This is a genomic window from Kitasatospora sp. NPDC059803, assembly GCF_042732255.1.
In the GTDB taxonomy this organism is placed as follows: domain Bacteria; phylum Actinomycetota; class Actinomycetes; order Streptomycetales; family Streptomycetaceae; genus Kitasatospora.
In genome coordinates this window covers 22,554-32,060 of the sequence record NZ_JBHWIJ010000069.1, presented here as the reverse complement: position 1 = coordinate 32,060, position 9,507 = coordinate 22,554, and the positions used below count along the sequence as shown (strand labels likewise).

At 77.4% G+C, this 9,507-nt stretch carries 1 protein-coding gene; it reads right to left on the bottom strand.

All coding sequences use genetic code 11. The annotated features are described in order from the left end of the window. A partial coding sequence (locus tag ACFV6I_RS14255; protein ID WP_380425360.1) for an amino acid adenylation domain-containing protein occupies positions 1-9,354 on the bottom strand: 9,354 nt, incomplete at its 3' end. Positions 9,355-9,507 lie beyond the last annotated feature (153 nt).

The window sequence follows — 9,507 nt, the reverse complement described above, 5'->3', positions numbered from 1 at the left end:
GTGGTACATCGCGCTGGCGCCCTCCAGTTGGTCGACGAACCACAGCCGCCGCTGCGCGTACGACAGCGGCACGCGGTCGGGCCGCGCCCGGCGGGCCCGGGCGCGCCCGTCCCGGGCGGCGCCCCCCCGGGCGGCGCCGACCTGGTCGAGCAGCGCGCGGCGGCGCTCCTCGGGGGCCCGGAGGTCGACGGGCAGGTAGGCGCCGCCCGCCTTGAGGACGGCCAGCTGGGCGGCGACGAGTTCGGCGGAGCGGTCCATCAGCAGCGCCACCCGGCCTTCGGGGGCCAGGCCGTCGGCCAGCAGCCGGGCCGCCAGGCGGTCGGACCAGTCGTCGAGCTGGCGGTAGGTCAGTTCGCGGTCGCCGTCGCGCACGGCGGGCGCGCCCGGGGTGCGCCTGGCCTGCTCGGCGAAGACCTGGAGCGGGCTGCGCGGCGCCGCCGGGCGGGCGGTGCCGTGCCAGGAGGCCAGCTGCTCCCGGTCGGCGGGGGTGAGCTGGTCCAGCTCGGCGAGGTCGCCGTCGAGGCCGTCGGCGAGGGCGGTGAGCAGCAGGACCAGGCGGTCGGCCGCGCCGTGGGCCGTCCGGTGGTCGAAGAGCGCGGGGTCGTAGGCCAGGTCGAAGCCGAGCCGCTCGGCCAGGTGGGCGCGCAGGCACCAGGGGAAGGTGGTGGCGTCGTCGGCGCGCACCTCGACCACCCGCACCCCGGTCCGGTCGGCGGCCGACTCGTCGACGGGGTAGTTCTCGAAGACCGCCATGCTGTCGAACAGCGGCTCCCCGGTGGGCAGGTCGCTCAGGGCCTGGACACGCGGCAGGGCCAGGTGGTCGAAGCGGCGGCCGTCGCTCTGGCGTTCCTGGAGCTCCCGCAGCCAGGGCAGCACACCGCCCGAGGGGATCGGGACCCTGGTCGGCACGGTGTTGATGAACAGGCCGATCATCGACTCGACGCCGGGCAGTTCGGCCGGGCGCCCTGACACGGTGGTGCCGAAGACCACGTCGTCGCCGCCGCTGTAGCGGGCCAGCAGCAGCGCCCAGGCGCCCTCCACCACGGTGTTGACGGTCAGTCCGGCAGCGGCGGCGTTCTCGCGCAGCCGCCGGGAGAGCGTCTCGTCCAGTTCGCGGTGGGCGGCGGCGCTGGAGCGGGCGCGGTGGGCCCGGGTCGGCGGGCGGTCGTACGGCAGCGGGGTCCGGCCGGTGAATCCGGCCAGCAGGCCGCGCCAGTGGGCCTCGGCCGCCTCCTCGTCCTGGTCGTGCAGCCAGCCCAGGAAGTCGGCGAACGGCCGTCGGACCGGCCGGGGCGCCTGCGGGCCGCCGGTCAGCGCGGCGTACTCCTCGCACACCTCGGTGAGCAGCTGCCCGGTGCTCCAGCCGTCCAGGATCAGGTGGTGGGTGGACCACAGCAGCAGGACCTCGTCGCCGGGCAGCGCGGCCAGGGTCAGCCGGGTGAGCGGCGCGGTGGCGAGGTCCATCCCGGCGGCGCGCTCCTCGGCGAGCAGCCGCTCCGTCCGGTCGGCGCGCTGCCCGGGCGCCAGGTCGCGCCAGTCGAGGTGGCGGACGGGCAGTGCGGCGTGCCGGGCGACCACCTGGACGGGGTGCGGCAGGCCGCGCCAGTGAACGCTGGAACGCAGTGCCGGGGTACGGTCGGCGACCAGCTGCCAGGCCTCGGCGAAGGCCCGCGGGTCGGCGACGCCGGCCAGGCGCACCGCGATCCGGTCGACGTAGGCGCCGTCGGCGTCGACGAGCCCGTGGAAGAGCATGCCGGACTGCAGCGGCGTCAGCGGCAGCACGTCGTCGGTCTCGCGCCCGTCGCCGACGAGCCGGTCCAGCCGGTCCTGGTCGAGGCCGGCGAGCGGGAAGTCCGACGGGGTGCGGCCGCCGGCGTCCGGGCGGGCGCAGTGCGCGGCCAGCTCGTGCAGCGCGGCGCCCATCTCCTCGGCGAGCCCGCGGACGGTCGCCTCGTCGTAGACGGCGGCGGGGTAGGTCCACGCCAGTTCGAGGCGGCCGTCCTGGACCGCGCCCGTGATGTCCAGCAGGTAGGGGCGGGGCTCGTCGGGGTCGGTGTCGCGACCGGCCGGGGGCAGCGCGCCGCGGACCAGGCCGTCGGCGCCGCCGCGGGTGTCCCACCGGCCGTGGTAGTTGAAGCCGACCTGCGGCGCCGCCGCGCCGGTCAGCGGGCCGTCCGGCCGCAGGTGGCGCAGCGCGCCGTGGCTGAGTCCGCGCAGCGGGACGGCGCGCAGCTGCTCCTTGACCGAGCGCAGGGTGTCGTGCCACCCGGCGTCGGGGTCGACGCGCAGGGCGAGCGGGAACTCGGCGGTGAACCAGCCCACCGTCCGGGAGAGGTCCAGGTCCTCGAAGAGGTCCTCGCGGCCGTGCCCCTCCACTCCGACCAGCACGGTGTCCCGGCCGCACCAGCGGGCCAGGGTGCGGCCCAGGGCGCTGAGCAGGACGTCGTTGACCTGGGTGCGGTAGACCTCGGGGACGCGGCGCAGCAGCGCCTCGGTGGTCCGCTCGTCCAGCGTCACCTGGACGGTGGCGGCGGTGGCGTGGGTGTTGGAGACGGGGGTGTTGGGGGCGGGGCGGCCGGCGGGCAGGTCGGCCGGGGCCGCGCCGGTGCGCGTCCAGTGGCCGAGGTCGCCGTCCAGGGCGCCGGCGCGGGTGTGCCGCTCCAGCCGGGTGGCCCAGCGGCCGTAGGACGTGCCGGTCGGCGGCAGGGCGACGGGGGCTCCGGCGCGGGCCGTGCGGTACGCCGCTTCGAGGTCGGCCAGCAGGATGCGCCAGGAGACGCCGTCCACGGCCAGGTGGTGGACGGTGAGGACGAGTTGGCCCGGCTGCCGGGGGCCGCGGTCGAAGAACAGGGCGCGCAGCACGCGGCCCTCGACGGGGTCGAGGGAGCGCTGGGCCTCGTCGGTGGCCCGCTGGACCTGCGCTTCCACGTCATGGCCGGTGACGTCGTGGTGGGTGAAGACGCCGTCCGCCCCCTGGGGAAGCACCTCCTGGCGCCAGCCGGCCTCGGTGCGGTGGAAGCGGGTGCGCAGGGCCGCGTGGTGCTCCACCAGGGCCAGCACCGCCCGGCGCAGGGCCGCCGGATCGGTGCCGGGGGCCAGTTCCAGGCGCTGGGTCATGGTGAAGCGCAGGGCGTCGCCGGGGCGGCGGCCGTCGAGGTACCAGTGCTGGATCGGGGTGAGCGGCGCCTCGCCGGGCTCGGCTTCGCCGACTATCTGATGCTCTGCCGGATCTCCTGCGCACAGCGCGAGTTCGGCGATGTTCTGGTGGCGGAAGACGTCCTTGGTGGTGAGGGCGAGCCCGGCGGCGCGGGCGCGGGAGACGATCTGGATGCTGAGGATGGAGTCGCCGCCGAGCGCGAAGAAGTTGTCCCGGGTGCCGACGCGCTCCACGCCCAGCACCTCGGCCCAGATCGCGGCGAGCCGTTCCTCGGCACCGGGCCGCGGCGCGACGTACGGGGTGGTGCGGTCGGGCTGGGCGGGCGGCGCGGGCAGCGCGCGCCGGTCGGTCTTGCCGCCGGCCGTCCGGGGTATTCGGGCCAGCGGGACGAACGCGGCGGGCACCAGGTGGTCGGGCAGCGTCCGCCGCAGCCAGGTCCGCAGTTCCTCGGCGGTCGGCACGCGGCGGCCGGCGGGCACCGGGTAGCCGACGAGCACCGTACGGCCGGCGTGCTCGCGCGCGGCGACCGCGCAGTCGGCGACGTCCGGGTGGGCGAGCAGGGCGGCCTCCACCTCCCCGGGCTCGATCCGGAACCCGCGGACCTTGACCTGTTCGTCGGCGCGGCCCCGGAACTCCAGTTGCCCGTTCGCGTCCCAGCGGGCCAGGTCGCCGGTGCGGTACATCCGGGCCCCGGGCGGGCCGTAGGGGTCGGCGAGGAAGCGGGCGGCCGTCAGTCCGGGCCGGTTCAGGTAGCCGCGGGCGACCTGCTCCCCCGCCAGGTACAGCTCCCCCGGCATGCCGGGCGGCACCGGCCGCAGGGCGCCGTCGAGCAGGTAGGCGCCCAGGTTGCGGCCGGGGCGGCCGATGACGGGGCGCTCGGGGTGGTCCGCGCACCGGGCGTAGGCGGCGTCGACGGTGCACTCGGTGGGCCCGTACATGTTGTAGGCGGTGACGCCGAGGTCCGCGTGCGCCGCGCACAGCTCCCGCCAGGTGGCGGCGGGGACGGCCTCGCCGCCGACCAGCAGCAGGCGCGGGTGGTGCGGGCCGGGGGCGAGCAGTCCGGCGGCGGTGAGTTCGCGCAGGAAGGAGGGGGTGACGTTGACCAGGTCCAGGCGGCGGTCGACGACCTGGGCGCAGAACGCCTGCGGGTCCAGCCGGACGTCCTCGTCGATCAGGTGGAGCTCCTGGCCCAGTGCGAGCAGCAGCGGGCCCTCCCAGCTGGTGTCGAAGGAGAAGGAGGCGCTGAGCGCGGCCCGCAGCCGCGTCCCGTCGGCGGTGTGCGGCGCGACCAGGCCTTCCTGGTGGTCCCGGCAGAGGTTGACCAGCTGGCGGTGCTCGACGACGACGCCCTTGGGGCGGCCGGTCGAGCCGGAGGTGTGGACGAGGTAGGCGGCGTGCTGCGGCAGCAGGGGGGCGGTCCGCTCGGCGTCGGTCAGGTCGTGGGCGGGCAGCGCCGCCCACGGCACCTCGCGCAGGGCCTGCCCGGTCAGCACCACCCGGGGCCGGGTGTCGTCGAGGAGGAGGGCGGCCCGCTCCTCGGGCAGGTCAGGGTCGACGAAGAGCAGGGCGGCGCCCGCCTTGAGCACCGCGAACAGCGCGACCAGCAGGTCCGAGGTGCGCGGCAGCCGGACCGCGACCACCTGTTCCGGGCCGGCGCCGAGGGCGGCGAGGTGGCGGGCGAGCCGGTTGGCCCGCGCGTTGAGGGCGGCGAAGTCGAGCGTGGCGTCCCGGGCGACCAGGGCGGTGGCGTCCGGGGTGCGGGCGGCCTGCGCCTCGAACAGGGCGGGGAAGGTGGTGTCCGGCGCGGGCAGCGGCGCGCCCCGCCCCTGCCGCAGCACCCGGCGGCGTTCGTCGGCGGTCATCAGCGGCAGCGCCCCGACGGCCGTCTCCGGCGCCTCGGCCACGGCCTCCAGCAGGGTGCCCAGCCGGCCGGCCAGGTGCTCGGCCGTCCGCGCGTCGAACAGCCCGGTGTTGTACTCCAGGTAGCCGGTCAGGCCGCCGTCGCGCTCGACGAAGTCGAAGGAGAGGTCGAAGGTGGCGCCGTGGACGGGCGGGGTGACCGGCTCCACCGTCAGGCCAGGCAGCCGCGGCACCTCGGCGCCGAGGTTGTGCAGGGCCACCATGACCTGGAAGAGCGGCGTGCGGCTGGTGTCGCGCTCCGGCTGGAGGGCGTCCACCAGCCGTTCGAAGGGCACCTCCTGGTGGGCGAGCGCCTCCAGGACGGTGCCGTGGGCGGCAGCCAGCAGTTCGCGGAACGACAGCTCCGGCCGGACGGCGCCGCGCAGCACCAGGGTGTTGACGAACATGCCGACCACGTCGTGGAGTTCGCCCTGCTCGCGGCCCGAGGTGACGGTGCCGACCGCGATGTCCTGCTGCCCGGACCAGCGGGCGAGCAGGACCTGGCAGGCCGCCAGGAGCGTGGTGTAGAGGGTGCCGTCGACCTCCCGGCCCCGTTCGCGCAGCCGCGCGGTCAGCCCGGCGGGCAGGGTGAAGGCGACCAGCGCGCCGTCCCGGGTGCGCACGGCCGGGCGCGGCCGGTCGGTGGGCAGCTCCAGCGGGGTCAGGCCGTCCAGGGCCCGGCGCCAGTGGGCGAGGTCCGCCTCGGCGAGGTCGGTGCGCGCGCGCTGCCAGGACGCGTAGTCGGTGTAGCGCACGGGCAGCGCGGGCAGCCGTGGCGGGCGCCCCTCGCGGGCCGCCGCGTACAGCTCGCCCAGGTCGCGGCCCAGGACGCCCATCGACCAGCCGTCGGTGGCGATGTGGTGCACGGCCAGCGCGAGCACGTGCTCGTCCGCGGCCGTCCGGACCAGCCGGGCCCGCAGCAGGGGCCCGGTGGCCAGGTCGAACGGGGTGGCGGCGATCCGCTCCAGCAGTGCGTCCAGGGCCGCCGGGGGCGCCCCGGCGAGGTCCTCGCACGGCAGCTCGACCGGCTGCGGCGGGCGCACCACCTGCCGGGCGCGGCCGTCCCGCTCGGCGAAGGTGGTCCGCAGCGCCTCGTGCCGGGCGACCAGGGCGTCCAGGGCGGTGCCCAGCGCGGCCCGGTCGAGCTCGCCGCGCAGGCGCAGCACGGAGAGCGAGGTGTACTCGGTGCTGCCCGGCTCGAACCGGTCGAGGAACCAGAGCCGCTGCTGGGCGTACGACAGCGGCGGCTCGGCCGCCGGGTCCGCGGCCGGGATGACCAGGGCCGACGGGTCGTCCGCAGCGCCCGGCCCGCCGGGCGAACCGAGGGCCTCGGCCAGGTCCGCCAGCACCGGGTGGGTGAACAGCAGCCGGGGCGAGAGGTCCGCCGACCCGAAGGCCGCGCGCAGCCGGGCGGTGACCCGGACGGCGAGGATGGAGTCGCCGCCCAGGGCGAAGAAGTCGTCCTCGGCGCCGATCTCCCCGGTGTCCAGGACCTCCGTCCAGGCCGCGGCGACCAGCCGCTCGGCACGGGTGCGGGGCGCGGTGCGCTGCCGGCCGGCTGCGAAGCCCGCCGGGCCGGGCACGGGCAGCGCGCGCCGGTCGAGCTTGCCGTTGGGGGTGAGCGGCAGGGCCGCCAGCGGGACGTACGCGGCGGGCACCAGGTAGGCGGGCAGCAGCCGTTCGAGGTGGGCGCGCAGGTCGGCGGCGGCCGGGGGGTGGGCCGCGCCCGGACCGGCGACGACGTGGGCGACCAGCCGGCGGGTGCCGGAGGCGTCCTGGTACACGCCCACGGTGGCGGCGCCCACGCCCGGGTGGGTCTGGAGGGCGGCCTCGATCTCGCCGGGTTCGATCCGGTAGCCGCGGATCTTGACCTGCTGGTCGGCGCGGCCCAGGTAGCGCAGGGTGCCGTCGGCCTGCCGGCGCGCCCGGTCGCCGGTGCGGTACATCCGGGTGCCCGGGGCGCCGAAGGGGTCGGCGAGGAAGCGGGTGGCGGTCAGGCCGGGCCGGTTGAGGTAGCCGCGGGCCAGGCCCTCCCCGGCCACGTACAGCTCGCCCACGGCGCCCGGGGGCACCGGGGCCAGGTCGGCGTCGAGGACGTACAGCCGCAGGTCCGGGAGGCCGGTGCCGATCGGTGCAGGGCCGCCGGCGGCGGCGGTCGCGCGCTCCAGCGGGGCCTGGGTGACGTGCACGGTCGTCTCGGTGATGCCGTACATGTTCACCAGGCGCGGCGCGTCCTGCGGGTGGCGGTCGTACCAGTCGGCGAGGCGGCCTGCGTCCAGGGCCTCGCCGCCGAAGACCACCGTGCGCAGCGCCAGCCGGCGGGAGAGCTCCGGGTGTTCGGCGTCGGCGCGGGCCAGCGGGTGGAAGGCGGACGGGGTCTGGTTGAGGACGGTGACGCCTTCGTCCACGAGCAGCCGCAGGAAGTCCTCCGGGGAGCGGGCGGTGTCCTCGGGCACGACGACGAGCCGGCCGCCGTGCAGCAGCGGGCCCCACAGCTCCCAGACCGAGAAGTCGAAGGTGTAGGAGTGGAACAGCGTCCAGACGTCCTCGGCGCCGAAGCCGAACACGCCCCTGGTCTGCTCGAACAGCCGCACCACGTTGGCGTGCGGCACCACGACGCCCTTGGGGCGGCCGGTGGAGCCGGAGGTGAAGATGGCGTAGGCGGGGCTGTCGGGCAGCGGGCGGTGCCGGGCGGCGAGCGGGGCGGCCGGGCCCCGGGCCAGGTCGGCGCGCAGTTGCGGGTCGGCGAGGGAGAGGACGGGCACCCCGTGCTCGAAGCTCTCGGGCGGCCCGCCGGGTCCGTGGGTCACCAGGGCCACCGGTGCGGCGTCGCCCAGCAGTTGGGCTCGGCGCTCGGCCGGCAGGCCCGGGTCGAGCGGCAGGTAGGCCGCGCCCGTCTTGAGGACGGCGAGGACGGCCACGACCAGGTCGGCCGTGCGGGGCAGCGCGAGGGCCACGAACCGCTCGGGCCCGGCGCCGAGTCCGGCCAGCCGGTGGGCGAGCCGGCCGGCCCGCGCGTCCAGGGCGGCGTAGTCGAGGTGCTCGTCGCCGCAGGTGACGGCCTCGGCGTGCGGGGTGCGGGCGGCCTGCGCCTCGAAGAGGTCGACCAGGGTCCGGTCGGGGCGGCCGTGCGCGGTGCCGTCCCAGTCGGTCAGTTGCCGCCGCTCCTGCGCGGTCGTCCACTCCAGGGCGCGCAGCGGCCGGTCCAGTCCGGCGGCCAGGTCGGTGAGCAGCAGGCAGAGCCGGTCGGCGAGGGTGCGGACCGTCGCGGCGTCGAACAGCTCCGGGTCGTAGGCGAGGTCGAAGCCGAAGTGCCCGCCCTGGTAGGCGCGCAGGACGAGCGGGTAGTTGGTGGCGTCCCGGGAGGTGACCTCCACCAGGCGCACCCCGCTGCCGGCCGTGCGGGCGTCGTCGAAGGGGTAGTTCTCGAAGGCGACGATGCTGTCGAACAGCGTGCCGCCGGACGGCACGCCGCTGAAGGCGGTGAGTTCGGCGAGGGACACGGCGGCGTGGCGCCGGGCCTCGGCCTGGGCCTCCTGGAGGTCGCGCAGCCAGTCGGCGGCGGTGCGGCCGCCGTCGACCAGGACCCTGGTGGGCAGGGTGTTGATGAACATGCCGATCATCGACTCGACGCCGGGCAGTTCGTCGGGGCGTCCGGAGACGGTCGTCCCGAACAGCACGTCCGGCTCGCCGCTGTACCGGGAGAGCAGCAGGGCCCAGGCGCCCTGCACCACGGTGCCGAGGGTGAGCCCGGCCCGCCGGGCGGTGCGGGCCAGCCGCGCGGAGGCCTCCGGCGACAGGCCGGCCGTGTGCGCGAGCGCCGAGCGGGCCCGGTGGGCCTCGCGCCGGGCGCGGTCGGCGGGCAGCGGGGTGGCGGTGGCGAAGCCGTCCAGGACGCCCCGCCAGTGCGCGCGGGCGGCCGCGGCGTCCTGACCGGCCAGCCAGTGCACGTAGTCGGCGAAGGGCCGACGCACCGCCGGTGCCGGCACGCCCCCGGTGGTGAGGGCCGCGTACTCCTCGAACACGTCGGTGAGCACCTGGGCCAGGCTCCAGCCGTCCAGGATCAGGTGGTGGGAGGTCCACAGCAGGTGCAGGCGGGCCTCGGGCAGCCGGACCAGGGTGAGCCGGGTGAGCGGCGCCGTGGCGAGGTCCAGCCCGTGGGCGAGGTCGTCCGCGCGCAGCCGGGCCAGCCGGTCGGCGCGCTCGCCCGGGTCGACCGCCCGCAGGTCCAGGTGGGTCACCGGCAGGCGGACGCCGCGGCGCACGACCTGGAGGGGGGCGGGGACACCCTCCCACACCACCGAGGTACGCAGCGCGGGCGTGCGGTGGGGGGGGCGCGCGGCGCGCCCGGGGGGGGCGGGGGGGGGGGGGGGGGCGGCCCCGCCGCGGGCGGGCGCGGGGGGGGGGGGGGGGGGGGGGGGGGGGGGCGGCGGGGGGCGGGGGCTGGCGCC